Raw genomic sequence first — 25,785 nt, forward strand, 5'->3', positions numbered from 1 at the left:
AGTCCTGACATATATAAGAGGAGCACTACTTCGAGCCGCTGAAGGCGAGGCCCTCGACGACGCGGCGCTGCAGCATGATGAAGAGGATGAGCACGGGCGCCATCGCGAGCACGCTCGCGGCCATCATGACCGGGTAGTCGGTCGTGATGCTGCCGACCAGAGTGGCGAGGCCAGCCGAAAGAGGCATTTTCTCGGCATAGGTGGTGACGACTGGCGGCCAGAGCAGATCGTTCCACGACCACAGGGTGGTGATGATGATGAGGGCGCTGATTCCGGGAGTCGCGAGCGGCAGCATGATCTTGTAGAAGATCTGGAACGGGTTGGCGCCATCGAGCCGGGCGGCTTCTTCGAGTTCGAGCGGCAGCCCGAGAAAGATCTGCCGCATCAGAAAAACGCTGAAGGCGCTGAAGATGCCGGGCAGCGCGATGCCGAGGATGGTGTTGAGCAGGCCGAGGTTCTGGATGATCTGAAACTGCGGAATCAGGTACACCTGCGGCGGCACCATGAGAATCGAGAGGATGACACCGAGAAAGATTCCGCGACCGCGAAAACGCATGCGGGCGAAGGCGTAGCCGGCCATTGAGCACAGCATGACCTGGCCGATCACGCGAATGACGGTGATGCCGACCGAGACGCCGAACTGGTCGAAGAACGGCAGCTTGGTGAACACGTCAACGAAGTTGCCCCATTGCAGCTCGCCGGGCCAGAAGGTGGGCGGCACGCTCATCACCTGGTCGTTGGTGGAGAGCGAGATGATCAGCTGCCAGATGAACGGAAAGACCATGATGAAGCCGATCACGCCGAGCAGCACGTGCGCGCGCACGCTGTTCGTGCCCTGTTGGGCCGGGGACAAAGATTCTTTAGACATAGTTCACCCACTTCTTCTGCATTTGAAATTGAAAGAAGGTGACGATGCCGATCACCACGAGAATCAGCATGCCGATCGCGGCGGCATAGCCCTTGTCGTTTTGAATGAAGGCCTGGTTGTAGAAGATGTAGACGAGCGACTGGCTTTGCACAAGGGCCGGGTTGTACTGGCCCATGATCGCGTAGAGCAGATCGAACAGCTGAAACCCGTTGATCACCGAGATGATCGTGACGAAGAACAGGCTCGGCGTGACGAGTGGCACGGTGATCGAGGTGAACTGTTTCCATGTGGTGGCGCCGTCGAGCTGCGCCGCCTCATAATATTCGGGCGAGATGTTTTTGAGCGCGGCGCCGAGAATGATGATGCCGAATCCGAGCGAGGCCCACATGCCCACGATGCCGACCGAGACAATCGCGAAGCCTGGGGTGGAGGTCCAGTACGGGCCGTCGATTCCGACGAGGGAGAGCATCCAGTTCAGGATGCCGAAATCACCGTTGTAAATCATGCGCCAGACCAGGGCGACCGCGGTGGGCATGGCGATATAGGGCATGAAGAACAGCACACGGTAGAAGGAGGCGAAGCGCAGCCCTGGCTGGTTGACCAGGTTGGCCATGAGCAGCGCGATCGGAATGCCCGCGAGCACGATGACCGTGTAGATCAGGGTGTTGATCAACGCCTGACCGACATTGCCGTCGGCAAGCATAGTTTGGTAATTGTCGAGTCCGACGAATTCTTCACCGCCGAACGGGCCGGTTTCGGTGAAGCTCAGGTAGCCGGTCTGAACTATCGGCCAGATGTAGAAGCCGAGCACGCCGAGCAGGGTGGGCAGCACGAACAGCCACGGCCAGTAGCCATCGAAACTTGTCTGCTTCTTTGGTGGTCTTGCCGATACAGGCACCGGGCGGTCGACGGGAGCACGGCTCTCGCCGACCGTGCTCCCGGTGCGCAGGGTCATTCTGCGGCCAGCGCTTTGTTCATACGGGTGGCCAGCTCATTGGCAACGTCTTCGACGGTGCGGGTGCCGGAGAATGCCTGCGGCAGCAGCTCGTTCTCAATCGTGGTCCAGGCCGCGGTGTCCTTGGAGACCGGGAACGGGTAGGCATAGTTGTCGGCTTCATCGATGAAGACCTCAAGGTCGAAGTGTTCGACCGAGTCGAGGAAGGCCTGGCCGGCACCGATGAAGGCGGGGTTGGCCGCTCCCATTTCGGCCTGCAGGGTCTGCGCTTCTTCGGTGCCGAGGTAGGCCTGGAAGGCCTGCGCGGCCGACTTGTTCTCGCTGCCCGCCGAGACGACGTTGGCGAGACCGTGAATGACAGTGGCCTGCTTCTCATCCTGCGGCAGCGGGGCGACGTTCAAGTCGAGGGTGTTGCTCGCGGCGGCGAGTTCGGCGACGCTCCAGGTGCCCGACCAAAAGAATGCGGTCTTGCTGCTGGTGAACCAGGCGTTGTGCGGGGTGTCGGAGAGCTGCTGCAGGCTCGGGCTCGAACCGTCAGCGATGAGATCGGCCCAGAACTGCAGACCCTTGATCGTCTTCGGATCGTCATAGCCGCTGGTCGTCCCATCTTCAGAGAGGATGCTGCCGCCCGCCTGCAAAATGGTGTTGTAGTAGCCTTCCTGGCCTCCGGTCAGGCCGGTCGCAACGCCGTAGATGCCCTGGTCAGCGAGGGTGTCACTCACGGTTTTTGCCGCGGTGGCGAAGTCTTCCCAGGTCCAAGTGTCGTCGGGAATGTCAACGCCGGCCTCGGCCAGAATCACCTTGTTATACCAGAGGGCGACCGTGTCGAAGTCCTTGGGCATGCCGTACTGCTGATCATTGAAGGAGTAGAGGTCATTGAGCACCTCGACGTAGTTGGCCGGGTCGACGGTGCCGTCGTCGATGAGGTTGGTCATCGGCTCGAGCTGGTCGTTGGCGGCGTAGAGCTGAAAGTTGGGGCCGTTCATCCAGAACACGTCGGGCAGGGTGTCGCCGGAGGCCTGGGTCTGCAGCTTGGTCCAGTACTGCGCCCACGGAGTGATGTCGATCTTCACTTCAATGTTCGGATAGATCTCGTTGAACGCGGCGATGTTCGCCTCGAGTGCCGGAACCTGGTTCTCGTCCCAGATGGCGTAGCTGATCGATGCTTGCGAGTCTTCAGTGACTGCTTCGTCGGATGCTGCCGGTGCCGAACACGAGGTCAGAGCGAGTGCGGCGACGAGCACCAGTGGCGCCAGTCTGGTGATTTTTCTCATGGGAATCCCCTGCTGTGTGTGATGGATGGTCAGGAAAGTGAGTGGGTGGCGGTGGCGTTTGCACTGGCCGCGTAGGTTGCCAGGCGGGCACCGAAGGTGACGGACTCGGCTGCGGCCGGCCCAGTCACGCCCGGCTCAGTCGTGGCGGCACTGGTGCCGAAGTCCGCGGCGTCAGGATTCGCGACTCCGGACGCGGCGGCATCAGCTTGAATGGAGCCAATGGCGGGCAAACTGAACCGCGGCACGGTGATGTCGGTGGAGCCGTAGAGGCGTTCCGAGAGGACTTCGAGGGACCGCACCAGGCCACCGAGGGCGACGCCGTTGCGGCCGAGGGCCGACGAGACGAGCGGCGGCTGCGTGCTGCGGGTAACCAGGCGGGCAAGTTCGGCCTGCAGCACACCGAGCAGCACTGGCCCGACGGAGAGCCCGCCGCCGATCACGATGACGTCGGGGTCGACGGTCAGCCCGACGACGGCGATGCCGCGGATAATGCGGTGCGCGAACCGGGAGACCAGCTGCAGGGCGTCCGCGTCACCAGCCTGTGCTGCGGCAAAGACCTCTTCCGGGTCACGTCCGAGAAACGCGCCGAGCACGCTCGTCTCGTGCACGTCTTGGTAGCCCCAGCCGGTGGATTCGAGGTCGCCGACCTCGCCGGCGGCAAAGTTTCGGCCGCGGTGCAGCGCTCCGCCGAGGATGATGGCGGCGCTCACGCGGTGCCCGACCATGATGAACACGACGTCGTCGGCGTTCTGCGCCGCACCGGCGTGCAGCTCGCCGAGAGCGGCCATGTTGACGTCATTTTCGACGATGACGGGGCAGGCCAACTGCCGGCTGAGGCTCGCGGCCAGGCCGAGTCCGTTCCATTCGGGCAGCACGTTGCTCTGCAGGACTCGGCCGGAGGCATCTACTATGCCCGAAATGCAGACCGTGACAGCGGCGAGCCGGGTCGCGTCAAGTCTGGCGAGCGCCCGTTTGAGGGTCGCGGCGGCGAGGCTGATGAGTTCGGATCCGGTGATGTCGGTGTCGATGTCATGGAGCGCGGTACCGACGATGGTGCCGGCGAGGTCGCTGATCAGCACTGTGACGCGGTGCAGCCCAAGATCTATGCCGGCGACGTAACCGGCGGAGGCGTTGAATGCGACCCGGCGGGCCGGGCGGCCCTTGGTAGCGGTGGCCGCCTGCTGCTCGTGCGTGACCAGGCCGTGGGTTTCGAAGTCGGCGACGATCGATTCGACGGTGGGTCGGGAGAGGCCGGTAATGCGGGCCAGTTCACTGACCGTGAGCACGCCGTGGTCGCGCAGAGCGTCGATACAGGCGGCGGAATTGCGGCGGCGAAAAGCGAGCATTTCACGTTCGTGGTGTCCGGACAGTGCCATGGCGATATCTCTCTCACGTCGTAGTGAGCATTATGCAAGTCGTTTGCATAATTGCCGTGAGTTCAGAGTAGGCGCGTTGACGCGGTGTTGTCAACGACTACAGTGATTGAGAAGCCTCGTTTTCGATCAGTATCAATCAATTTCGGACCCCTTATGACCCCTCTACTTGGGCCCGGCGCCCCCGTGCTCGCGTTCGACATCGGCGGCACCGACATTAAGGGCGCCCTGGTCGACGCAGATGGCAACCTGATCGGGGTGCGCCGGGCCCCGACCGCGGTATCGCCCGACGGCACAGCGGATGCCGTACTCGACCAGGTGCAACAGCTCGCCGACGCCCTGATCAGTAATTTTCCGCGCGTCGCCCCGCAGGCGGTCGGCCTGATCGCCCCCGGAATCATCGACGACTCCGTCGGAATCGTGCACCGCGCCGTCAATCTGAACTGGACCGAAATTCCGTTTCAGACACTGGCCGGTGCGCGGCTGGGACTGCCAGCCTCCTTCTCACACGACGCGCGGGCGGCCGGCGCGGCCGAGTTCGCGCTCGGAGCCGCGCACGGATTCTCCGATGTGATCGTTATCGTGATCGGCACCGGGCTCTCCTGCTCGCTGTTTCTCGGCGGCCGTCCACACAGCGCCGGTGGGTTCGCCGGCGAGCTCGGACACTCGATCGTCGAGCCGCACGGCCTGCCGTGCGCGTGCGGCGCGAACGGATGCCTCGAAACACTCGCCTCCGCCGGCGCCATTTCGCGCCGCTACGGATTGTTGACCGGCACGCCCCCGGCGGGCGCGCGATTCGTGCTTGCCCGTGTGGCGGTCGGCGACCCGGCTGCCGAGCGGGTCTGGACCGAGGCGCTCGATGCCTTGGCGGTGACCATCGCCCAACTCGCCGCAGTGCTCGCGCCGGAGGCGATTGTGATCGGCGGCGGGCTCGCTCAGGCCGGGCCTGCCCTGTTCGAACCGCTTCGGGAACGGGTGAACGCGCTGCTGAGCTTTCACCGGCATCCGCTTATCGTGCCGGCGTTGCTTGGCGAAAACGCCGGGTTACTCGGGGCGGCGCTGCGGGCGCGCGGGGCATTGGAGGTCGAGGCGTCTGCAGCGGCCTACGCCCCGACCACGGCGACCGCGCAGTCCGCGCAATTTGCTGGCGCCCGAGCGTCTCTTGATGATCCGACCCTTCACGAAAGCGAGCGACCATGAACCGCGCCGAACGGCTCGCCGCCGTGCTCGACCTGCTCGCCGATTCGGGGCAGGTTGAGGTCGATGACATCATCACCAAGCTCGGAGTGTCTGCCGCGACCGCGCGCCGGGACCTCGATACCCTCGCCGAGCAGCAGCTGCTCACCCGCACGCGCGGCGGTGCGATCGGGCAATCCGTCGCCTACGACCTGCCGGCACGCTACAAGCAGGAACGGCATGCGCCCGAGAAACTGCAGATCGCCCAGGCGGCGAGCGCACTCGTGACCCGCGGCGATATCGTCGGGCTCTGCGGCGGCACGACCAGTACCGCAATTGCCGGTGTGCTGAGTTCCCGCGCGGATATTGCGCAGGCCAGCCCGCACGCCAACCTCACGGTCGTGACGAACGCGATCAATATTGCCGCGCAACTCGCGATGCGGCCGCAGATCAAGACCGTGGTGACCGGCGGAGTCGTACACGCGCGCTCCTACGAGCTGGTCGGCGCCTACGCCGAATCGGTGCTCACCCAGGTGCGCCTCGATCTGGCGTTCATCGGGGTGAACGGCATCGACCCGGTACTCGGGGCCACGGTGAACGACGAGCGCGAAGCCGCCGTCAACACCCTCATGGCCGGGCGGGCCACCCGAGCGGTGCTCGTGGCGGATTCGAGCAAGATCGGACGTGTAGCCTTCGCCGCCCTCAACGCCCTCGACCAGTTCAGCGCGCTCATCACCGACGCCGGCATATCGGCCGAGCAGCTGGCCGCTTTCGCCGAGGCCGGGCTCGAGGTGATTGTCGCGTGAGCGTGGTGTGCGCGGCGCGGCGTGGTCGCTCTCTGCTCAGCGGCCTGGACGCGGCCCGGCTTGCTCACGGCGATTTCACCGGACGGGAGGCGTCATGAACGTGACCCGGGTAATCCACTCGGCGCGGCTCGTGTCCGGAGGCACCCTGACACTCGATGCGTGGGTCGCGTTCGCCGGCGACACCGTGTCAGCGGTCGGCACGGGCGATTGCTGGCGTGGTCTCGCCGGTTCGACCTCGAAGTCAGCCTCCGCGGCGGATTTCGCGCCCGTCTCGGTGTCGACACGGGGCGGGGGGACGCCCGCTGCGGCATCCGCTGCCGAGATCGTCGATGCCTGCGGGCGCTGGCTGACGCCGGGCTTCATCGATATTCACTGCCACGGAGCGGGCGGGGCCGCCTTCGACGACGGCTTGTCGGGCATTCGCACCGCTCTCGCCGTGCATCGGGCGCACGGCACGACCCGGTCGGTGCTCTCGTTGGTGACCGCTCAGCTATTCGACCTCGAATCCCGGCTCGGCATCATCGCCGCCGCCGCCGAAGCGGACCCGCTCGTTCTCGGCGCGCACCTTGAGGGCCCGTTCCTCGACGCTGCTTTTCGCGGCGCGCACGATCCGGCGCTGCTACGGGCAGCGGATGCCGCCGCCACCGATCGCCTGCTCTTCGCCTCCCACGGGTACCTGCGTCAGATCACGCTCGCCCCCGAGCTGCCCGGCGCCGGGGCCGCCATTACTCGCTTCGTCGACGCCGGGGTCGCTGTCGCGATCGGACACAGCGCCGCAGACTACTCCCAGGCCTGCGCCGCATTCAATGCGGGTGCGTCCGTGCTCACGCACGCATTCAACGCCATGCACGGCATTCATCACCGGGCGCCGGGCCCGGTGGTGGCAGCGATGCGGTCGGGCGGGGTCACGCTCGAGATCATCAACGATGGGGTGCACGTGCATCCGGAGGTGGTGCGCCTCGCCTTCGCCGGGGCTCCCGGGCGCATCGCCCTGGTGACCGACGCGATGGCCGCGACCGGGTTTGGCGACGGCGAGTATCGGTTGGGGTCGCTCGCGGTGGTCGTGGTCGACGGAGTCGCCCGGCTCGCCGTCGACGCCCGCAGCGTTGACCGCACTGTAGACCGCATGGTCGATCGCACTATCGGCGTCGTAGATCGCGTGGGCGGCGCGGTCATCGGGTCTGCCCGCGACGAGGCGGCAGCCGTTTGCGGAGCGATAGCGGGGTCGACGCTGACCCTCGATGCGGCACTGCGGCGGGCAGTCTTCGAGGTAGGAATACCGATCGCGGAGGCCGTGACCGCGCTGACCGAGACGCCGGCCCGCGCTATTGGCCGCGCGCACGATCTCGGGCTGCTCGCTCCCGGATTCGCCGCCGACGCCGTGCTCCTGAGTGACGACTTCGCGGTCGAGGAGGTCTTCGCTGCGGGGCAACGGCTCTCGTTCGACATTCCGCCTAGATAACACCGGCAGATTTCGAGAACCGCCGCAATCTCGACTCGATTTACCCGGAGTGTTCCAATTCTGCCCGCGTTGGGTACCGACAGGCACCGTCGGCACGGCTCAGATGCCCTGCCAGGCTGGCTTGTTGGCCCAGATGTAGCGGTAGTAGTCGAGACCGGCGAGCTGGGCGGCGGCTTCTTCGTCGAGGACGACCGTGACGTGCGCGTGCAACTGAATGGCCGACCCGGGCTGGCTTGCGGTTACCGGGCCCTCGACCGCGGCCGCGATCGCGGTGGCCTTCTCAACGCCGAACGCGAGCAGCACGAGATGGCGGGCGCGCCGGATTGTGCCGAGCCCCTGCGTGATGCAGTGCCTGGGTACGTCCTCGGGCAAAGCGAAGAAGCGCGCGTTATCTGCGCGGGACTTCGGGGCAAGAGTCTTGACCCGGGTGCATGAGGCGAAGGAGGAGCCGGGTTCGTTGAATCCGAGGTGGCCGGTGCGGCCGATGCCGAGAATCTGCAGGTCGATTCCGCCGGCGGCCTCGATCGCACGCTCGTATTTTGCGCCGGCGTGCTCGAGCGTCGCAACGTCACCGTTCGGAACCTGAATCTGGTTCGACGTCAAGCCGAGCGGCCCGATGACGTCACGGGTAATCACCGTGCGATAGCTTTCGGGGTGCTCCGCAGGCAGCCCTACATATTCGTCGAGCGCGAATCCACGCACCCGCGACACGTCGAGCGGGTTAGCCCGGAACGATGCCGCGAGGGCCGCATAGACCGGCAAGGGCGTAGACCCGGTCGCGAGCCCCAGCACGGTATCGGCCTTCGACTCGATCAGCCGGCGAATTTCTGTGGCTACCAGCTCCCCCGCGGCCTGCTTGCTCTCGACAACGACGATCTCAGCCATGCGCGCTCCTAAGTGATTACTTCTGACTCTAGAGTAGCAAATTCGATCATCAATGGTCAGAAAAGCTGCACGGCACCGAAGGCCAGTGCGGCGATCAGAGACCAGGAGAGCAGCCCGACGGCCAGTGCCCGGCCACCCGTGCGCAGCAACGTGCCGAGATTGACGGCCGCCCCGAGGGCAAAAAGCGCCATGGCCAGCAGTGCGGTTTGCAGCAGGTCAGTGGTCTCGAGGACCTCAACGGGCAGCGGAATCAGCGTACGCACCAGCATCGCGACGATGAACCCCGCGACGAACAGCGGAACGATCGGTGGCCTCGTCGACGAAGAGATTCGGGCGACGGGGCCAGACCCGGCTGGGTCGCCGGCGCCGGGCTCTGCGGCAGGTGAGTCAGAGGAAGCGCGGTCAGCGAAACCTGGGCCAGACACGCCAACGTCGCCGCCCGCGGGGTCGACCGGAGTGGCGGCATCCGCTTCGATCACGCCGAGACGACGGCGCTCGACTATAGACGCGACGGCCACGATCGGGGCGAGCATGAGCACGCGGGTGAGTTTGACGACGAGGGCGACGGCCAGAGCGGCCGAGCCGGCGATTTGTGCGGTCGCGACGACCTGGCCGACGTCGTGCACGCCGGCGCCGACCCAGTGTCCGAATTGCAGGGCGCTGAGCCCAAGCGGATGCCACAACAGCGGCAACACGGCGATCGCAAGGGTTCCGCACAGGGTCACCAGGGCAATCGGGGTGGCGGTCTCCTCGTCTTTCGCCTTGACGACGCCGCTCATGGCCCCGATTGCCGAGGCGCCGCAGATGCTGAATCCGGTGGCGATGAGCAGGGGCTGATGACCGGGCAGGCCGAACCAGCGGCCGAGTCCGAGAGTACCGGCGAAGGCCATGAGCACAATCGCGACCGTGGTCGCGATTGTCACCCAGCCGAGCGCGGCGATGTCGACGAGGCTGAGTTTGAGGCCGAGGAGCACGATTCCGAGCTGCATGAACGATTTGGTAGCGACCGCGAGGCCGGGTGCGATCGCTCCGACGAGCAGGGGACGCGCAGCGGGGATCTGGCCGACGACGATCCCCAACACGACGGCGATAGTGAGCAGCGGAATGGCGGGCAGAGCGGTGTGCACGCCCCAAGCTGCAAGGGCTGCGAGGGCCGCCACGAACACTCCCCGAAGCCACATTGACACCAGTTTACGCTGGCGCACCAAGCGTCTCCTGCATGACCCGGTGCAGTTTGCAGGCTGGGCCCACTTTCACAAGGTGGGCCTGCGCGGCGGCTCAGGCCGAAAGGTGTCGCAAGACAGGGGCCAGACGGGCGGCGAAGATATTCGCCTGCTCGACGCTGGCCTCGGTATAGGCGCCGGACGCGTCGAGAAAGTTCATACAGCCGAGAAACCCGGCGTCGTCGACGATGACGGCATTGACGGTGGCGACCCGGTTGGGCGCGGTCAGCACTTCTTCGTGGTCAAAGTCGCCAGCCTCGTCATCCGAAAGAAGCGACTTCTGCCCGATAACGCACTGCTCGACCCAGTTCGCGTCCAGGTCTGATGAGACCCCACCGAGCTGGTAGACGTGCGGCCGACTGGAGTACACCCGCACGAGATCGTCGAATTCTTCCCGCCAGAGTGACACGGTGACCAACTGGGCGCCGACGGCATCCGCTGCCTCGATCGCAATGTCATGCAACTGCGACGTCATGTCATCGGACAGATTAAGGGCGGCCACGTCTTCGTGCTCGCGCGGTAGACCGATGATCGGCACCGCCCCGGTGAGCACACCGACGATCGGAATCGCTCCGGTGAGCAGCCCGAACCCCGCCTGCTTGCGCCGCGACGTCGCCCGCGAGAGCATGACGACCCCGACGAGGGCCGCGCCGCCGCCGACCAGCGCGGTGATCGTCGGCACTTCGCTGAGCAGCAGCCAGCCGAGCAGCAGCGAAAATATCGGCACGATGAGCAGCAGCGAACCGCCCTCAGCCACGCTCGTGCGGGAGAGGGTCAGATTCCACAAGTAGTAGGCCAGCACGGTGTTCACCACGACGAGCACCAGAAGCGCCACCCAAACGGATGCCGTCAGCCGGCTCGGATCGACGTCGAACCGGGCCGTCGGCAGTGCGGTGAAACCGCCGATGGCACAGCCCCAAAAGGCCATTTCGATCGGAGGCACCCGCGCAAACAGCGGCTGTTGCACGATCAGAAAGACGGACAGGAGCAGGGCTGCACCCACGATGAGGAGGGCCTTGCCGTTGAATCCGGTCTCGCTCCCGCCGGCGAGGGTGATGACGATGACGCCGCCGACGGCGATGACCATGCCGAGGTAGCCAAGCCAGGTGGTGCGCTCCACGAGCACGAAGTATCCGAGGATGAACGCGAACACCGGCGAGATGTTGAGCAGCAGGCTCGTGGTTCCCGCTGGGACCGTGGCCTGACCGAGGTTGACCAGCATGCCGTAGCCGGCGTAGCCGCAGAGGGAGACGGCGAGCATGCGCGGAATATCGTGCCGCCGCAGGGTGAGGCGCTGCCGGGTGATGAGCAGATGGACGCCGATGATGGCAGCGCCGGCGAGAAAACGGACGGCGGTGAGATCTTGCGGGGAGAGCGCCGTGAGCGCTTCCCTGGTGGCCACATAGGTCGGCGCTGTCGCAGCTACCATGAGCACATCGGGCCTGGCCAGCCACCGTCGCACGAGACCCGATTTCCCTTTAAGTGTGTCTCGAGACTAACGCAACCAGAAGCTGCGGGCGGGGAAAGAGCTGGCGCTACGGCCGCCCGAGCCCGTGATAGGTCCACCCGGCGGCACGCCAGACGGCGGCGTCGAGCGCGTTGCGGCCGTCGATCACGGTCTTCGTTTTCACGAGTGAACCCGCCCAGACCGGGTCGAGGTGCCGAAACTCGGGCCACTCGGTGACGAGCACGACAGCATCCGCTCCCCGCAGGGTGTTCTCGAGGGACTCCTCATACTGCAGCTGCGGATGCCGTGCCCGCGAGTTCGCGATGGCCTCCGGGTCGGTCGCCACTACTTCGGCTCCCAGACCGCGCAGCTGCACGGCCACGTCGAGTGCCGGCGAGTCGCGCACGTCGTCGGAGTGCGGCTTGAAGCTCAGTCCGAGCACCGCGACCTTGGCGTTGTAGACCGTGTTGCCGAGGGCCTTGGTGGTCAAGTCGACGACCCGCTGGCGACGACGCAGGTTGATCTTGTCGATCTCCTTGAGAAAAGCCACGGACTCGCCACGACCCAGTTCTTCGGCGCGGGCGGTGAAGGCGCGAATGTCCTTGGGCAGGCAACCGCCGCCGAATCCGACGCCGGCGCCGAGAAAACGGCGGCCGATGCGACCGTCGTAGCCGATGGCATCCGCTAGCTGGGTGACATCGGCACCGGTGACCTCGGCGATCTCGGCCATGGCGTTGATGAAGCTGATCTTGGTCGCCAGAAACGCGTTCGCGGCGACCTTGACGAGCTCGGCCGTGGCGTAGTCGGTGATGACCAGGGGGGTGTCGGCGGCGAGCGCCGTGGCGTAGATCTCGTTGAGCAGCTTGACCGCGTGCTCGCCGGGCGCGCCCGGGGCAACGCCGTAGACCAGACGGTCGGGGCTGATGGTGTCCTGCACGGCGAATCCCTCGCGCAGAAACTCCGGATTCCAAGCCAGCGACGCGCCACTACCGGCGGCGATGAGCTCGGCGAGGCGGGCGGCGGTTCCCACCGGAACGGTGCTCTTACCCACGACGAGGTCGCCGTCGGCCAGATGCGGGATGAGCGACTCGATCGACGCATCGACGTAACGCAGGTCGGCGCTGTAGCTGCCGGGCTTCTGCGGCGTGCCGACGGCGATGAAGTGCACCTGCGAGCCGGCGGCATCCGCTATATCGGTACTGAAATGCAGTCGGCCGCTGTTCACGGCCTTGCGCAGAACCTCGGGAAGTCCAGGTTCAAAGAACGGGGGTTTGCCGATGGCAAGTTGAGCGATCTTGGCGGCGTCGACGTCGATCCCGACGACATCGTGCCCCAGCTCGGCCATAGCTGACGCGTGTACGGCGCCCAGGTAGCCACATCCAATGACAGAAATTCTCATATATCCCTCTCGGTCCCCCCAGAGCCTAGTGGCAGCGACACATTGCCCCAATTCGCGGTTTCTTTCAGAGCGGATACCCGCGCCGCACGGCCCGCGCATCGGTCTACGGGTTCCCAAGACCGGGTTATGCCCGTCGAGACTGGTCTCCGCTAGTTCGATCTGCCTGCCTGCCTGCCTGCGAGCCGCGACTGTCCACAGGCGCGTGAAGTAGCCGCGCCTGCGCCGGCGCGCCCTACGCCGTCCGCGCCAACAAGGACGCGTTCAGGGCCTCGGTCACCGGCTGGTCTGCCGGGAACGGCTCGCTGTCCAGGGCGATCACGGACACGGCGAGGCGCACGCTGGAGACGAGCCAGGCGGCATCCGCTTGGCGAAGTTCATCGAGCGTGACGTCGCGGTATTCGACGGAAGCCCCCTGCCCGCGCAGATAGTCGAACATGCTCTGCTGCGTGGTTCCGTGCAGAATCGCGCCGCTCGGGGCGGGCGTGACGTACGATCCGTTGCTGCGCAGCACGACGCTCGAGGTCGGACCTTCCATGACGTAACCATCGGTGGTGACGAAGATGGTGTCGTCGGCGCCGCGGCGGTGGGCCTCACGAATAGCGGCCATGTTCACCGCGTAGCTAAGGGTTTTGGCGCCCATCAGCAGCCAGGGTGCCTTTTCGGCGACACCACGCGGGTAGCCGCGGTCGAGGGTCACGACGCGCACGCCGGTCGCGCGCACGCCGCTGAAATCCGCCGCGGCGACCGCGTACAGCCAAGCGGTCGGTGCCGGGCCGTGCTCGACACCGCGGCTGAGCACGAACTTGAGCGCGATCTCGCCCCGCTGCGGGATGCGCAGGGCGGCGTAGGCGATCGCGGCGCGCCACTGCTCGGCGTTTGGAACCGGGAGATCGCAGATGCGCGCGGAGTTGCGCAGCCGACTGATGTGCGGCTCAACCTCCTGCGGGTGCCCATCGACGACGGCGAGGGTCTCGAAGATTCCATCGCCACGCTGCGTGCTCAGCTCGCCGACCCGCAACGCCGGGGCGCTGGATTCCATCTCGTGGAACGTGTCGTCGAAGTTCTGCTGCAATGAATCGGCGGGGACGGGATCGATCAGCAACGTGAAGGGCAGTCTCATGCCCCGAGCCTACTTCGCGCTCACCAGGGCGCGTGCGGCGCATCTGCGGCCGCCGCCGCTATGAGGGGTCGCAAATCGCCCTGTGGAAGTCAGAATCAGGACGACTTGCGATCCCGCACCGGCTGGCGGCCGACGTCGAGATCGAACGCTAACTCTGAAACGCGACGATCGGGGTGCTCGAGGGCTGGTCGGACCCACCGTTGGGTTCAACGGTGATGCCGACCTGGTCGCCGGCGTGCATGGTGCCGTCGAGCACGCGCCAGGCGGGGCCATCGCCGGTCGAGTCGAAGGTTCCAGCCGAGGCTGGGCCGTCACCGTTGATGTACCAGAGCTGATAGTCCTGATCGCTCGGCAGCACGGGCAGGTCGGCCACAAGCACGGCGGAGATTCCGAGCGTGTTCGACCAGACCAGCGTCGCTTCCTGCCCCTCAGCCGTTGTCGTCGCGGCACGCTGAGAGTCATCCGCCGCGTTGATCTGGGCGAGCCCGGCGGCCTGCTGCGACTCAAATTCGTCGTTGTTGAGTGTCTGGCCGAACAAGGATCCGCCGACGAACAGGGCTACCGCCGCCGCAGCGGCCAGCAGGTAGTACAGCGCTGGCCGCTTGAACCAGCGCGCCTTGGCACGCTCGGTCGCCGACGAACGGTGTGGGCTCGACGCATCACCAGAACGGATGCCGGTGACCGGTCCGGACGGCGCCGTTCCCGACGTAACCGGGGAAACGACGGGAGTCGTCTCGGAGACGGCGGTGGCGGCCTCCGTTGTGGCGGGGCCAACAGCGCGCGGCAGTGGCGCAAGTTGCGGGGTCGACGCGAGCATCGACATGAGGTTGGCCTTGAGCGCAGCGGAGGGCTGGACCGGGGCCACGGCGAGGCCGAGGGCCACCGCTGTGTCGTTCAACTCGGCCGTTTCGATGCGCGCCCGTTCTGATTCGGCGAGGTGCGATTCGAACGCGGCCGTGTCGTCGGCGTCGAGGGCGTGCAGGGCGTAGGCGCCGGCCAGGTCGGCCGGGTGCTGCTCGTTGCGGCCGGTCATGATACCACGCCCAATTCGTCGCGCAGGCGGATCAGTCCGTCACGGAGTCGTGTTTTCACGGTACCCAATGGAATGTGGAGTATGTCGGCGACCTCACTGTGACTAAACCCGCCGTAATACGCGAGACTCACAGCCTGGCGCTGCAGCTGAGTCAATCGAGTCATCGCCTTCTCCACCCTTTCATGTTCGATTCGTACTTCAACGGTTTCGGCCACGTGATCGTAGGCAACGGCCAGGTCACGGATTCCGATTTTGGTATCGCGGTCACGGCCAGCCTGCGACGACCGAATTCGATCGACCGCTCGCCGGTGTGCCATGGTGAGGATCCAGGTACTCGCCCCGCCACGCGTGGATTCGTACCGCGATGCCGACTGCCAGATCTCCAGAAAAATCTCCTGGGTCACTTCCTCCGACTGCGCGTGATCGATGAGCAGGCGCTTGACCAGCCCAAGCACCCGCGGGGCGATCTGGTCATACAGCTCTCCGAAGGCCGATTGGTCGCCGAGCGCTACTCGAGCGAGCAGCTCCTCCTTGGTGGCAGGGGCTGCCGATGCAAGATCTCCGACGGAATCAGCAGTCATGAGATCTAGCATGTCAGGTCTCGTCCCGTTCCATGACTAGGGTTCGGTGCGAAGTCGCTAACAGATTGGTATTTGCGGGAATTAAGCTTCGAAACGGATGCCGGATGCCGGTCTCATCACACCCACCGCGTCAACGCAAAAGGCCGGGCCGCAGAGCACCTCTCGGCGCGAGGCCGCTCGAAGCGGCGAATAATGGAACCCGGGATTACTGCGGCCCGACCAGACTCCAGTGTATTCGAGCGAAGCGGCCGTCGTTGAATGTTCGCCGTCGGCGCACAGGGGATTTCGGGTTGCGTGGGCCGGTAGGTCAATCGTCGAGCAATCATCGGGCAATCGTCGGGCAATCGTGATCAGCGAGCCGGCGTGTTGTAGACCGAAAACCGGAGCGACTGCGCGTGAACCCACCGGGCTCACCCTGCGGAAGCAGACCCACGATAGGTCATGGGCCCACTTTCCGGGCCTGGAAAAAAGGGCGGGCTACTCCAGGGAGTCGCGGCGCCAGAGGCGCGCGCAGGCCGCGAACTCGGCGGCGGTCGTGGAGAACCGTAGAGCCCGAGTCGTTAATTCCGAGGAGCGGTGCGGCTCGGTCAGGTCGTGGTCGTCGGCGATGCTCGTCGCCCCTAGTGCGGTGACTCGGCAGTACGCCGCTCCGCGATCAAGCGCGACGGCGAAGTCTCCGGTGAACAGGCCGCGCAGAATCTCGTCGGCGAGCACGATGATCTCGGCCGGACCGGTCGGCACAGCGGCACCCGCGACGAGCGGATCGATCGTGGCGGCAGCATCCGTTCCCCGCTGGTACAGGTACGCGCAGCCCTCGGGATCCTGCCGAATCAGCATACGAACAAGATAGATGCGCCAGAGTGCGCCGGGCAGGCTACGCGGCGTGGCCCGCGACCACAGTTCGGCGACCGCGTCGATGCCGTTTTCGTCGGTGTAGGCGACGAGGCGTTCGACCGTCTCGGGGTCGGGGTTGCTGCGCACCCGGTTGAGCAGGGCCTGCGCGGTTTCGTGTGCGATGCGGCTGATGTTCGCCGGGTCTTCGCCGCCCTGGAACGCCTCGAACTTGTTTCCGGAGAACAAGGTGGGCTTGTGGAAGTTGTCGGCCACGGCGGATTCTCCTCGGTTCTTTCGGCATTTAGACGGCTGGTTTTTGCTGCCCTCAACGCTACCCAGAAAAGCTGAGCGCGAATCCACGGTAGATTAGAACCCACGGGCCTCTAGCTCAGTTGGTAGAGCAAAGGACTTTTAATCCTTGGGTCGTCGGTTCGAGCCCGACGGGGCCCACAATAATCGCGCAGGTGGCGCGGCAGATGCGCACTGAATCCTGTGGATTCGGTGCGCATCTTGTGTTTCAGCGAGCATTATCACCACTCAAGGCGCATGATTTTGGCAAGTTCCGGTGGTGCGCGCTGGGTGCGCAGCGTTTTGCTGACATCGGCGAGAAGCTTGCCGCAATTTGCAGGAGTTATGACCAACCGACGAGGTCAGCGGCTGCCGACGGGTGACTTTCAGAGGTCGTAGCGGTGGCGAATATGGTGACGATCGGGGCTGGCTTGCCAGAATTCGACCTCGGTGGGGTGCAGGGCGTAGAGCTGCCAGTCGGGATTGGCTCGACCATCGGCTCCTGGCCGCTCCTCCCAATCCAAAGCGGATGCCTCAGCCGTCAGCAGTGAAACCGAGCCGACAACGCGCACCTGCCGGCCGAGAGCATGCCAATAGAAGTTCATCGCCGCCTGGGGGTTGGCAGCGAGCTCGCGTCCCTTGCGGGAACCGCGTGTGCTCGCGAATTGCCAAGCCCCGCCGGCAACGTTCTTCAGGATGAGCATGCGCGACGATACCCGACCATCGGTAGTCGTCGTCGCGAGGCTGAAGGCATGGGGCTGTGGTACACCGGCGGCGAGCGCGTGATCAAGCCACTGCAGAAACAGGTCGACCGGGTCGGCCGGTGCGTCGGACGGATCAAAAACGGGCAGTAGGTCGGGAAAGTCTGGCAGGGCGCGCAGTCTGCGCCGCAAGGAGTCGCTCACGCCGCGAGCTTACAGTGCGCGGCCCGGATATCGTCGACGCTCTCGAACGGATCGACCGCCGTCACCGGCTGCCACGGTCACCGCCCAATTGACCGCACGATAGCCTCGGCTGCGCCGACGGCACGCGCAGTTCACACTGCACGAGCAGCGCAAGCTCGCGCAACAGCACCTGGTCGACCTCCGCCAGCGCCCGCGGTCGAGAGTCGAACACGCAGAGCGCACCGATGCGCTCCCCCGATGGCGATTCGATGGGAAACCCGGCATAAAAGCGGATGCGCGGCTCATCCACCACGACCGAGCTGCCACTGAATCTCTCATCGGTTCGCGCGTCCTCGACAACGAGAGCACCGGTCCCCTCAATGGTGCGTGCACAGAAGGAATCGGCGCGCGGAATCTCCGTGGCGGCGAGCCCGACCCGGGCCTTGTGCCACTGACGATCGTGATCGATGACGCTGATGACTGCAGATTCGGTGTCGAAGAGCCGCTGAGCCAGGGCAACCAGTTGGTCGAACCGAGCCTCCGGTGGGGTATCGAGAATGGCCAGGCCATCGACGGCCGCCTGCCGGGCGCGTTCCTGGCTGGCTGCATCCGTTTGACGCGGATCGATGTGCGGCACGATGCCGACACGCGCGGAGTCGAGGCTGTCGGCCAGGGCGCCGGCCAGGAGCACGGCCCAACCGCGGTAGTCGGCTGGGGTGCGGTGCCGGTCGGTTTCAGCTGTCGCCGACGGCGAGAATGGTATGAACGTCGTGCGCGGCGCCCCGGCAGCTAATCGTGCCGTGACCGCGTTGAGGTCGGTGGCTGACCAATCAGCGATGCGCACGAGCGGACGTTGGAAGATGTCGATGCTGTGGATGGGCGGAATCCCGAGCAGAAATATCTGGGTACTGCGTGACGTCTCGCGTTCCAGCTCCTGGAGCAGGGTGGTCAACCGGTCGCGCCACTCGGTGACGCCGGTCAGGTCGAGCGCTTCGTTGAGGCCGAGAACGACAAGGACCGCGTCGAAGCGGCCGAGCCGGCTGTCAGCAAGCGCCGTCAGCGCATTCTCGGCGGTCATGGTGCGGCTGGCCAGGAGGTCGATGTCGACGCCGCGTCCGGTGCGTATCGAGATTTCGCGGGCGAGCGAGCCGGGCAGGGCAAGCTGGTGGCTGAGCACGCCCCAGCCGACCGCGGGACCGCAGCCGAGGATCAAAACGCGGTCGCTGTCGATACCAGGGGCGTGGGCCTGCGGCACGTCGCGCGGGCGAGGCAGGTGGCGGTCCGCCCGTTCGGCAGATGCCGTCCAAACGCGCATCAACGGACGAAGGGCCCACCGGACGAGGTCGTGCATTCGCGCCTTTCGGGACAGGAGAAGAACCCATTCTGTCCCGAATGGGTAAAACCTACGTATCGAGTCGCCGATTATCAGCCAATTAGTGGTCTCAGAGCAGGGCTGACACCGCGTGGGCGAGCGTAAAAATGGTCAGGCCGGCGAGGGCACCGACGACGGTTCCGTTGATGCGAATGAATTGCAAGTCGCGGCCGACCTGCAATTCGATCTTCGCGGCAGTCTCGGCGGCGGGCCAGCGCTCCACTGTTTCGGTGATGACTTCGGCGATCTCATGGCGATAGTTGGCCACGACATAACTGGCCGTGTCGGCGAGCCAGCGGTCGATGCGGGCGCCGAGCGCGGCGTCCGTTGTCAGTCGTCGGCCGACGTCTTCGAGCGTCGAACAGATGCCGGCCCGCAGCGCGCTGGCCGGGTTCTGGAGTGCCTCGCTGAGTGAGGCCTTGACCGTCGCCCAGGTGTCGCCGGCGAACTCGCGTAATTTGGCGTTGTCGAGCACCTCTGCCTTTCGCATTTCAACCCGGTTGATCATGGCCGGCTCGTGTTGCAGGTCGTGCATGACCTCGCTGAGATAGTCATCGAGGGCTTTTCGAACCGGATGCTGCCGGTTCTGTCGGGCGGACGCAACGAAGGCGAGCACCTCGCGGTAGGCCTTGTCGTCGACGAGTTTGTCGACGAATCCGGGCAGCCAGGTGGGCAGCCGCTGCGACACCACGCGGCCAAACGCCTCGGGGTGGGCGCGCAGCCAGCGGTCAGCGCGGTCGAGGAGCAGGTCGACGGCCGCGTGCTGCTGTCCGCCGGTGATGAGGCGTTCGCCCACCCGTCCAAGACTCGGGCCCCACTCGGGCTTGACCAAATGTTCACGGGCGACGGACTCGATGAGGCTCTTGATGGCATCGTCGCTTAGCAGGTCGAGCACGCCCTGGCCGGCGACGGCAAGTTCGTCGGTGAGCTTTTCGGCGTTTTTCTCCTCACTGAGCCACGCGCCGAGGCGTCGGGAAGGCTGCACGGACTCGAGCTTGCCGCGGATGACCGCCTCGGAGAGAAAATTGATCTCGACGAACTCTCCGAGGCTCGCACCGATCTCGTCCTTGCGGTTGGCGATGATGTTGGTGTGCGGGATGCGCAGGCCGAAGGGGTAGCGAAACAGAGCGGTGACGGCGAACCAGTCGGCGATGGCGCCCACCATGCCGCCCTCGGCCGCGGCGCGCACGTATTCGAGCCAGGGGTAGCGATTCTGCAGGGCGAACGAGACGGTGAAGATGAGAGCCATGAGCACGAACAGTCCGCCGGCGAGCTGCTTCATGCTGGTGAGCGCGGTGCGGCGGGCGGTGTCCTGGGGGGATTCGACGGGTGGTGCCGTTTCGATCTGGGCCATGGGTCAAGCCTGCCCGATTGTGCGGTGCGGTGCGCGCACATTGATTCGTATTCCGCTCAGATCGGATACTCTGTGGGGGTATGCGCTTTCAACAATGACGACGTGATGATTGCGCGATTGATGATTCCGCACCACGAGGGCGAGCTCGCGCTGGCCGAGGCGATCGTGAGTTCACAGAAGGCCCAAATCGCTGTTATGAACGACCTGCTCGCGACGGACTAGTCGTTTCATCGGGTTTCGACTGCCGGGCGATCGCGTGCCAGCCGGGTGCGCAAACCCGTTTAAAGGTATACCCTTAGGGGGTATTAGGCTACTTAGTATCGAGGAAAAAATGACCCAGCCCCAGATGAACCACAGCACACCCAGCAGCGCCGATCACGCGAACATGGAGCATGGCGCTGTGAAGCAGGGCGCGAAAGAGCCGGGCCATCAGGACCACGGTGCCATGAACCACGCGGGCCACGGCGACCACGTCGGGCAGTTTCGGCGCTTGTTCTGGACTATGCTCATCATCGCAATACCCGTCGTGGCGTTCAGCCACATGTTTTCGATGTTCGTCGGCTACTCATTGCCGGATTTCGTGGGCATCGGCTGGATCTCCCCCGTGCTGGGCACCGTCATGTACGTCTGGGGCGGGCGGCCGTTTCTGACCGGGGCTGTATCCGAGCTGAAGACTCGCAAGCCCGGCATGATGCTGCTGATCGCCCTCGCGATCACGGTCGCGTTTCTCGCGTCCTGGGGCGCGAGCCTCGGCTTCATCGATGCCGAGCTCGACTTCTGGTGGGAACTCGCCCTGCTGATCGTGATTATGCTGCTCGGCCACTGGATCGAGATGCGTTCGCTCGCGCAAACGTCTACGGCCCTAGAATCACTCGCTGCGCTGCTGCCCGATGAGGCCGAGCGGGTCGAGGGCGAGAACGTCGTCGTCGTCTCGCCCAGCGACTTGGCGCTCGGCGACCTCGTCGTGGTGCGCCCCGGTGGGCGTGTTCCGGCCGACGGGCAGGTCACCGAGGGCACGGCCGATGTCGACGAATCCATGATCACCGGCGAATCACGGCCGGTGCAGCGCGGTGTCGGCGATCAGGTCGTTGCGGGCACGGTCGCTACCGATTCCGCCCTGCGGGTGCGCATCACTGCGGTCGGCGATGACACGGCCCTGGCCGGAATTCAGCGGCTCGTCACCGAAGCGCAGTCGTCGTCATCACGAGCGCAGCGCATCGCCGACCGCGCGGCCGGCTGGCTGTTCTGGTTCGCGCTCGGCGCCGGCGTCGTGACCGCGATCGTCTGGACGCTGCTCGGCCAGCCGCAGATTGCCGTGGTACGCACCATCACCGTGCTCGTGATCGCCTGCCCGCACGCTCTCGGGCTGGCCATTCCGCTTGTGGTGTCGATCGCCACCGAACGCGCAGCGAAGGGCGGCGTGCTGATCAAGGACCGCCTCGCCCTGGAGAGCATGCGCCAGGTCACCTCGGTGCTCTTCGACAAAACCGGCACGCTCACCAAGGGAGAGCCCACGGTCAGCCACATCGCCGTTCGTGAAGCGGATGCCACGGCACCCGCTGGCTCCGCTTCGGCCGATCCGAATTTGACCAGCGACGAGGTGCTCGCCTGGGCGGCCGCAGTAGAAGGTGACAGTGAGCATCCGCTTGCCCGCGCCATTGTGACAGCCGCGCGCACCCGCGGGCTGACCGTGCCGCGTGCGAGCGAGTTTCAGACTGCCGCGGCGGTCGGCGTGACCGGCCTGGTCGACGGGCGTCGGATCAGTGTAGGCGGGCCAAACCTGCTCGATGAGCACGGGGCGGCGGCGCTCGCCGAGACCGAGGCGTGGCAGAGTCAGGGTGCGATCATTCTGCACGTGCTACGGGACGGTGAAGTCATCGGTGCGATCGGCCTCGCCGACGAGATTCGCGAGGAGTCACGGCAAGCCGTTGATGCCCTGCACCGGCAGGGCATCGAGGTCGTCATGATCACCGGCGATGCCGAGGCGGTGGCCCAGTCGGTGGCCGCTGAGCTCGGAATCGAACGGGTGTTCGCGGGCGTACACCCGGAGGACAAGGCGCGCAAGGTCGCCGAGTTGCAACACGAGGGCCGCCGCGTGGCGATGGTCGGCGACGGCGTCAACGACGCTCCAGCGCTCGCTCAGGCCGATGTCGGTATCGCGATCGGTGCCGGCACCGACGTGGCGATCGCGTCGGCTGGCGTCATTCTGGCGAGCGACGATCCGCGCTCGGTGCTCTCGGTGATCGAGCTGTCACGGGCGAGCTACCGCAAGATGAAACAGAACTTGTGGTGGGCGGCGGGCTACAATCTGCTGTCCGTTCCCCTCGCCGCCGGAGTTCTCGCGCCGATCGGGTTCGTGCTGCCGATGGAGATCGGCGCGCTGCTCATGTCGGTGTCCACCGTCGTCGTCGCGCTCAACGCGCAGCTGCTGCGTCGCCTCGACCTACGCCCAGAGTCGAGCGTGCGCAACCACTAGGCGACCGGGTGGGACGGTGGTCTGGCGGTCTTGACCAGCGGATGGTCGTGGCCGGCGCATCTACTCGCGGAACTGTGAGCATCGAGCGCCGAGGAGTGAGTTTCGGGCCGATTCGAACCAGAAACGGGTCGAAACTCACTCCTCGGCGAGCGACTCGGGCACTCGAACCAGAAGTCGCGCTAGCCTGAAATCATTCGGTGACCAGCCTCGATGCGCTGGCCCCAGAAGGTTCCCGCAATGATGAGAATCGCCCCGATAGCGCCCACCAGGCCGAGCGTTTCACTGCCGAGCGATACTCCCACGAGCACGGCCCAGATCGGTTCGGTGCCCATGAGCAGGCTGGCCCTGGCCGCCGAGGTGCGGCGAATCGCCCACATCTGGGCCAGAAACGCGAACACGCTGCAGGCCAGGCCCAGGTAGAGCACGCCGATCCAGGCGGCTACATCGAAGGACGCAATCGCCGCGACCAGTCCGGGAACGTCGAATGCCGTGAACACGACCGCGCCAACGAGCGCCTGCAGCAGGGTAAGTGTGATGGTGCTGTCGCTGCGGCCGCGGGTGAGGTGACCCATCATGGTCACGTGCAGGGATCGCACGAGTGCCGCCGCGAAAATGAGCAGGTCGCCCACATTCGGCTCGGCGAATCCGTTGCCCGAGACCAGCAGGGCGACGCCGACGACCGCGAGCACCGCGGCCACAAAGAACGGGCGCGGCAGCCAGCGCCGGGCCGCAACCGACTCCAGCACCGGTGTGACGATGATGGTGAGGCTGATGATGAGCCCGGCATTCGTGGCGGAGGTGAACGCGACACCCTGGGTTTCCAGCCAGAGAATGCTCGCCTGCGTCACCCCGAGGAGCAGCCCGAGCCCGAGCGCTCGCCGCGTTGGAAGCCGTTCGCGCCGCACGACCCAGACGATCAGCAGAGCCAGGGCCGCCACCAGAAACCGCAGGGCGAGCACGGCCGACACGCTCGCCTGCTCGGTGAGCACCTTCGCGCTCAGATAGCTGCCACCCCAGACCGCGGCCACGAGCAGCAGCACGAGGTCGACGCGGTAGCGCCCAAGAGCGTGCGGCAGCAGCGTGCGTCGGTTCAAGACTGTGATCATGAGGCGGTGCTGCTCGGGGGCATCCGAGTTAGGCCGACAGGTCAAACCCGGCATGACGGATGCCCCAGCGCACTATCCACTGCTCCCCCGGCGCCAGCCAGTGCAGGCCCGCACCGGAATTGAAGGCATCGGCGGGCGCCGTCATGGGTTCGAGGGCGATAGCCTGGCCGCGGATCGGATCAGCATCGACGGTGCTCACCGGAAAGATCCGCGGCGTGAATACTTGGACGTAACGCATGTTCTCGTCGCCCCAGAGGGTGACGCTCCGGCCATCCGCTGCGGTGACGGTGTGTTCGCCGGAGCCGCCGACCCGGCCAAAGCCATCATCGAGGTCGAGCTCGCCGACCGTGACACCCGCGCGCAGGTCAAACCGGGTGTCATCGACAGGGGTCTCGCCAGTCGGGTTGAGGCGGTCGTCGACGTCGAGGTGGGTCGCGGCATCCACTCGCACGACGAGATCACCGGTCGGCACGTCGCCAATTTTTAGATACGGATGCGCCCCCACGGCCACCGGCGCCGCCTCGGTGCCGACGTTCTGCAGCCGGTGCGTCACGTTGAGTCCGTCGGCGTTGAGGGTGTAGGTCACATCGGTCTCGAGGTGAAACGGATAGCCGGACTGGGGGAAGACAGTCGCACCGAGCGTTACGGAGTCGCTCTGCCGGGACACCTCCCGATACGGCGTAAAGCGCAGCAGCCCATGGATGGCGTTCTGCCGGGCCGGCTCGGTGAGCGCGAGCTGACGGGTCACACCACCCTGGGTCCACTGGCCGTCGCGAATGCGGTTGGGCCAAGGCACCAGCACGATTCCCGCACCCATCGGCGGTTGTGACGTTTCAGCAAAGGTCTCGACCAGGTCTATGCCGTTCACGGCATATGCCCGCAGGCCGGCCGCCACCTCGGTCACGACCGCCCGCGCCGTGCCGCTCGGTGTCTGCAAGGTCAGGTCGTACTGGATTCCAGTGGGTGCGCACATTCGTTCAGACTACGGCCTGCGTATTCGGCGTGGTTTCCGGGAGCAAAACAGTGAGTCCGCCCTCGCGCAATTTATCCAGCGCTTCCCCGTCGGCCGTGGCATCGGTGATCAGGGTGTGGAAGGCGCTCAGCGGGCCGACCCGACCGAGGTGCACCTGGCCGAGCTTGGAACGATCAGCCACGACGATCACCCGCTCCGCCGCGGTGAGCATGAGCGCCTTAACCCCCGCCTCGGGGAGGTTGATGTTGGTCACGCCACCGGCCAAATCGACGCCGTTGCAACCGATAAAGGCCAGGTCGGCATGAACCTGGCTCAGCACCAGGCCGGCGAGCGGATCGACCAGGGAGTGTTGCAGCGGCCGCAGCGACCCGCCGGTAACGATCACGGTGAAGCGGGGGATAGCTTTTTCCAGTTCGAGGGCGATGCTGAGCCCGCTGGTGATGATGACGACGTCGTGGAGGTCGGACCTGGCACAGAGAGCGCGCGCGATCGCGTGGGTTGTCGTTCCTACGTCCAGAATCACGCTCTGGCCGCTCTGCACGAGTTTCGCCGCGACCTCGGCGATCTGCTGTTTAGGAACGACGGATGCTTCCAGCGCTTCTTCGAAGGAGTGCTCACGTTCCACCCCAAGCCCGTCACCCGGGGAATGCGCCGGCACCGCCCCGCCGTGCACGCGCCGCACGGCGCCCTGCCGCTCGAGGGCGTCGAGGTCGGCCCTGGCGGTCACTCCCGAAATGCCGAAAGCACTGCGTAGTTCGCTCACCCGCACAAAACCGCGTTCGTCGACGAGGCGTTGCGCTCGCTCACGGCGCAGATGAGCGGGCAGTGGATCGGGGAGCGGATCGGGGAGCGGATCGGGGAGCGGGCTGCGCACGTTCATTTAATCAGTATCGCTT

The 25,785-nt window shown here is 65.6% G+C and carries 22 protein-coding genes and 1 tRNA gene; 5 read left to right on the forward strand and 18 right to left on the reverse strand.

What is annotated here, in order from left to right:
* Positions 1–25: 25 nt before the first annotated feature.
* From CXY71_RS17140 to CXY71_RS17155, 4 genes are read right to left on the reverse strand one after another with little or no spacing between them, the layout of a single operon-like run.
* Entirely contained in the window at positions 26–868 is an 843-nt protein-coding gene (locus CXY71_RS17140) for a carbohydrate ABC transporter permease (protein WP_104138195.1), read from the reverse strand.
* Positions 861–1,823 (reverse strand): carbohydrate ABC transporter permease, encoded by a 963-nt coding sequence (locus tag CXY71_RS17145; RefSeq protein ID WP_104138197.1) that lies wholly within the window; start codon positions 1,821–1,823, stop codon positions 861–863. The genes CXY71_RS17140 and CXY71_RS17145 overlap by 8 nt, the downstream gene beginning before the upstream one ends.
* Positions 1,820–3,097 carry a sugar ABC transporter substrate-binding protein gene (locus CXY71_RS17150; RefSeq protein ID WP_104138200.1) on the reverse strand — a complete coding sequence of 426 codons (1,278 nt, stop codon included), beginning with the start codon at positions 3,095–3,097 and terminating at the stop codon, positions 1,820–1,822. Before CXY71_RS17150 ends, CXY71_RS17145 begins: the two co-directional genes overlap by 4 nt.
* A gap of 29 nt (positions 3,098–3,126) precedes the next feature.
* Complete coding sequence (locus CXY71_RS17155; RefSeq protein ID WP_104138203.1) at positions 3,127–4,473, reverse strand: ROK family transcriptional regulator; 1,347 nt, start codon at positions 4,471–4,473, stop codon at positions 3,127–3,129.
* 153 nt (positions 4,474–4,626) lie between these two features.
* On the opposite strand from CXY71_RS17155, the gene CXY71_RS17160 reads away from it, so the two are divergent.
* From CXY71_RS17160 to CXY71_RS17170, 3 genes are all read left to right on the forward strand, one after another.
* Positions 4,627–5,670: an ROK family protein gene (locus CXY71_RS17160; RefSeq protein ID WP_104138206.1), complete on the forward strand. Its 1,044-nt coding sequence runs from the start codon at positions 4,627–4,629 to the stop codon at positions 5,668–5,670.
* Positions 5,667–6,452, forward strand: coding sequence for a DeoR/GlpR family DNA-binding transcription regulator (locus CXY71_RS17165; RefSeq protein WP_104138208.1), 786 nt, complete (start codon positions 5,667–5,669; stop codon positions 6,450–6,452). The genes CXY71_RS17160 and CXY71_RS17165 overlap by 4 nt, the downstream gene beginning before the upstream one ends.
* A 94-nt stretch (positions 6,453–6,546) precedes the next feature.
* Positions 6,547–7,914, forward strand: coding sequence for an N-acetylglucosamine-6-phosphate deacetylase (locus tag CXY71_RS17170; RefSeq protein ID WP_104138211.1), 1,368 nt, complete (start codon positions 6,547–6,549; stop codon positions 7,912–7,914).
* 99 nt (positions 7,915–8,013) lie between these two features.
* Here the strand turns inward: CXY71_RS17170 and CXY71_RS17175 are convergent, their stop codons facing one another.
* The 8 genes from CXY71_RS17175 to CXY71_RS17210 form a co-directional block, all read right to left on the reverse strand.
* Positions 8,014–8,799, reverse strand: coding sequence for a glucosamine-6-phosphate deaminase (locus CXY71_RS17175; protein ID WP_104138214.1), 786 nt, complete (start codon positions 8,797–8,799; stop codon positions 8,014–8,016).
* Between the two features lie 56 nt (positions 8,800–8,855).
* A complete protein-coding gene (locus CXY71_RS22195; protein ID WP_233204698.1) occupies positions 8,856–9,980 on the reverse strand; it encodes a YeiH family protein in 1,125 nt (374 codons plus the stop codon).
* Positions 9,981–10,077: 97 nt separating this feature from the next.
* Positions 10,078–11,451: a DMT family transporter gene (locus tag CXY71_RS17185; protein ID WP_104138217.1), complete on the reverse strand. Its 1,374-nt coding sequence runs from the start codon at positions 11,449–11,451 to the stop codon at positions 10,078–10,080.
* A gap of 106 nt (positions 11,452–11,557) precedes the next feature.
* Complete coding sequence (locus CXY71_RS17190; protein ID WP_104138219.1) at positions 11,558–12,868, reverse strand: UDP-glucose/GDP-mannose dehydrogenase family protein; 1,311 nt, start codon at positions 12,866–12,868, stop codon at positions 11,558–11,560.
* Between the two features lie 232 nt (positions 12,869–13,100).
* Complete coding sequence (locus CXY71_RS17195; RefSeq protein ID WP_104138222.1) at positions 13,101–13,988, reverse strand: aminotransferase class IV; 888 nt, start codon at positions 13,986–13,988, stop codon at positions 13,101–13,103.
* Between the two features lie 148 nt (positions 13,989–14,136).
* The gene (locus CXY71_RS17200) at positions 14,137–15,021 is read right to left on the reverse strand and encodes an anti-sigma factor (RefSeq protein WP_104138225.1); all 885 of its coding nucleotides are present in this window, start codon (positions 15,019–15,021) and stop codon (positions 14,137–14,139) included.
* Positions 15,018–15,602, reverse strand: a complete 585-nt coding sequence (locus tag CXY71_RS17205) for a sigma-70 family RNA polymerase sigma factor (protein ID WP_233204699.1) — start codon at positions 15,600–15,602, stop codon at positions 15,018–15,020. The genes CXY71_RS17200 and CXY71_RS17205 overlap by 4 nt, the downstream gene beginning before the upstream one ends.
* Positions 15,603–16,079: 477 nt before the next feature.
* Entirely contained in the window at positions 16,080–16,709 is a 630-nt protein-coding gene (locus tag CXY71_RS17210; RefSeq protein WP_104138231.1) for a DNA-directed RNA polymerase subunit beta, read from the reverse strand.
* Between the two features lie 104 nt (positions 16,710–16,813).
* Here CXY71_RS17210 and CXY71_RS17215 point away from each other — a divergent pair.
* Positions 16,814–16,886: transfer RNA gene (locus CXY71_RS17215), tRNA-Lys, on the forward strand.
* Positions 16,887–17,110: 224 nt separating this feature from the next.
* Here CXY71_RS17215 and CXY71_RS17220 read toward each other — a convergent pair.
* The 3 genes from CXY71_RS17220 to CXY71_RS17230 form a co-directional block, all read right to left on the reverse strand.
* Entirely contained in the window at positions 17,111–17,629 is a 519-nt protein-coding gene (locus CXY71_RS17220) for a pyridoxal 5'-phosphate synthase (protein ID WP_104138233.1), read from the reverse strand.
* 61 nt (positions 17,630–17,690) lie between these two features.
* A complete protein-coding gene (locus CXY71_RS17225; protein ID WP_104138236.1) occupies positions 17,691–18,959 on the reverse strand; it encodes a GAF domain-containing protein in 1,269 nt (422 codons plus the stop codon).
* 91 nt (positions 18,960–19,050) lie between these two features.
* On the reverse strand, positions 19,051–20,334 hold the full coding sequence (locus CXY71_RS17230) for a DUF445 domain-containing protein (protein ID WP_104138239.1): 1,284 nt from the start codon (positions 20,332–20,334) through the stop codon (positions 19,051–19,053).
* 445 nt (positions 20,335–20,779) lie between these two features.
* Here CXY71_RS17230 and CXY71_RS17235 point away from each other — a divergent pair, with 445 nt between their 5' ends.
* Positions 20,780–22,810, forward strand: a complete 2,031-nt coding sequence (locus tag CXY71_RS17235; protein WP_233204706.1) for a heavy metal translocating P-type ATPase — start codon at positions 20,780–20,782, stop codon at positions 22,808–22,810.
* A gap of 179 nt (positions 22,811–22,989) precedes the next feature.
* Here CXY71_RS17235 and CXY71_RS17240 read toward each other — a convergent pair whose 3' ends face one another.
* The 3 genes from CXY71_RS17240 to CXY71_RS17250 are packed head-to-tail and all read right to left on the reverse strand — an operon-like array spanning position 22,990 to position 25,769.
* The gene (locus tag CXY71_RS17240) at positions 22,990–23,916 is read right to left on the reverse strand and encodes a DMT family transporter (protein ID WP_104138241.1); all 927 of its coding nucleotides are present in this window, start codon (positions 23,914–23,916) and stop codon (positions 22,990–22,992) included.
* A gap of 28 nt (positions 23,917–23,944) precedes the next feature.
* Positions 23,945–24,889 carry an aldose 1-epimerase family protein gene (locus CXY71_RS17245; RefSeq protein ID WP_104138244.1) on the reverse strand — a complete coding sequence of 315 codons (945 nt, stop codon included), beginning with the start codon at positions 24,887–24,889 and terminating at the stop codon, positions 23,945–23,947.
* Positions 24,890–24,893: 4 nt separating this feature from the next.
* The gene (locus tag CXY71_RS17250; RefSeq protein ID WP_104138247.1) at positions 24,894–25,769 is read right to left on the reverse strand and encodes a DeoR/GlpR family DNA-binding transcription regulator; all 876 of its coding nucleotides are present in this window, start codon (positions 25,767–25,769) and stop codon (positions 24,894–24,896) included.
* Between the last annotated feature and the right edge of the window lie 16 nt (positions 25,770–25,785).

The organism is Cryobacterium sp. Y62 (assembly GCF_002929785.1).
Lineage (GTDB): Bacteria > Actinomycetota > Actinomycetes > Actinomycetales > Microbacteriaceae > Cryobacterium.

Bases quoted from the DNA above. Each gene is read 5' to 3' on its own strand.
- CXY71_RS17140 (WP_104138195.1), bottom strand. From the start codon at position 868: ATGTCTAAAGAATCTTTGTCCCCGGCCCAACAGGGCACGAACAGCGTG.
- CXY71_RS17145 (WP_104138197.1), bottom strand. From the start codon at position 1,823: ATGACCCTGCGCACCGGGAGCACGGTCGGCGAGAGCCGTGCTCCCGTC.
- CXY71_RS17150 (WP_104138200.1), bottom strand. From the start codon at position 3,097: ATGAGAAAAATCACCAGACTGGCGCCACTGGTGCTCGTCGCCGCACTC.
- CXY71_RS17155 (WP_104138203.1), bottom strand. From the start codon at position 4,473: ATGGCACTGTCCGGACACCACGAACGTGAAATGCTCGCTTTTCGCCGC.
- CXY71_RS17160 (WP_104138206.1), top strand. From the start codon at position 4,627: ATGACCCCTCTACTTGGGCCCGGCGCCCCCGTGCTCGCGTTCGACATC.
- CXY71_RS17165 (WP_104138208.1), top strand. From the start codon at position 5,667: ATGAACCGCGCCGAACGGCTCGCCGCCGTGCTCGACCTGCTCGCCGAT.
- CXY71_RS17170 (WP_104138211.1), top strand. From the start codon at position 6,547: ATGAACGTGACCCGGGTAATCCACTCGGCGCGGCTCGTGTCCGGAGGC.
- CXY71_RS17175 (WP_104138214.1), bottom strand. From the start codon at position 8,799: ATGGCTGAGATCGTCGTTGTCGAGAGCAAGCAGGCCGCGGGGGAGCTG.
- CXY71_RS22195 (WP_233204698.1), bottom strand. From the start codon at position 9,980: ATGTGGCTTCGGGGAGTGTTCGTGGCGGCCCTCGCAGCCCTTGCAGCT.
- CXY71_RS17185 (WP_104138217.1), bottom strand. From the start codon at position 11,451: ATGGTAGCTGCGACAGCGCCGACCTATGTGGCCACCAGGGAAGCGCTC.
- CXY71_RS17190 (WP_104138219.1), bottom strand. From the start codon at position 12,868: ATGAGAATTTCTGTCATTGGATGTGGCTACCTGGGCGCCGTACACGCG.
- CXY71_RS17195 (WP_104138222.1), bottom strand. From the start codon at position 13,988: ATGAGACTGCCCTTCACGTTGCTGATCGATCCCGTCCCCGCCGATTCA.
- CXY71_RS17200 (WP_104138225.1), bottom strand. From the start codon at position 15,021: ATGACCGGCCGCAACGAGCAGCACCCGGCCGACCTGGCCGGCGCCTAC.
- CXY71_RS17205 (WP_233204699.1), bottom strand. From the start codon at position 15,602: ATGACTGCTGATTCCGTCGGAGATCTTGCATCGGCAGCCCCTGCCACC.
- CXY71_RS17225 (WP_104138236.1), bottom strand. From the start codon at position 18,959: ATGCACGACCTCGTCCGGTGGGCCCTTCGTCCGTTGATGCGCGTTTGG.
- CXY71_RS17230 (WP_104138239.1), bottom strand. From the start codon at position 20,334: ATGGCCCAGATCGAAACGGCACCACCCGTCGAATCCCCCCAGGACACC.
- CXY71_RS17235 (WP_233204706.1), top strand. From the start codon at position 20,780: ATGAACCACGCGGGCCACGGCGACCACGTCGGGCAGTTTCGGCGCTTG.
- CXY71_RS17240 (WP_104138241.1), bottom strand. From the start codon at position 23,916: ATGATCACAGTCTTGAACCGACGCACGCTGCTGCCGCACGCTCTTGGG.
- CXY71_RS17245 (WP_104138244.1), bottom strand. From the start codon at position 24,889: ATGTGCGCACCCACTGGAATCCAGTACGACCTGACCTTGCAGACACCG.
- CXY71_RS17250 (WP_104138247.1), bottom strand. From the start codon at position 25,769: ATGAACGTGCGCAGCCCGCTCCCCGATCCGCTCCCCGATCCGCTCCCC.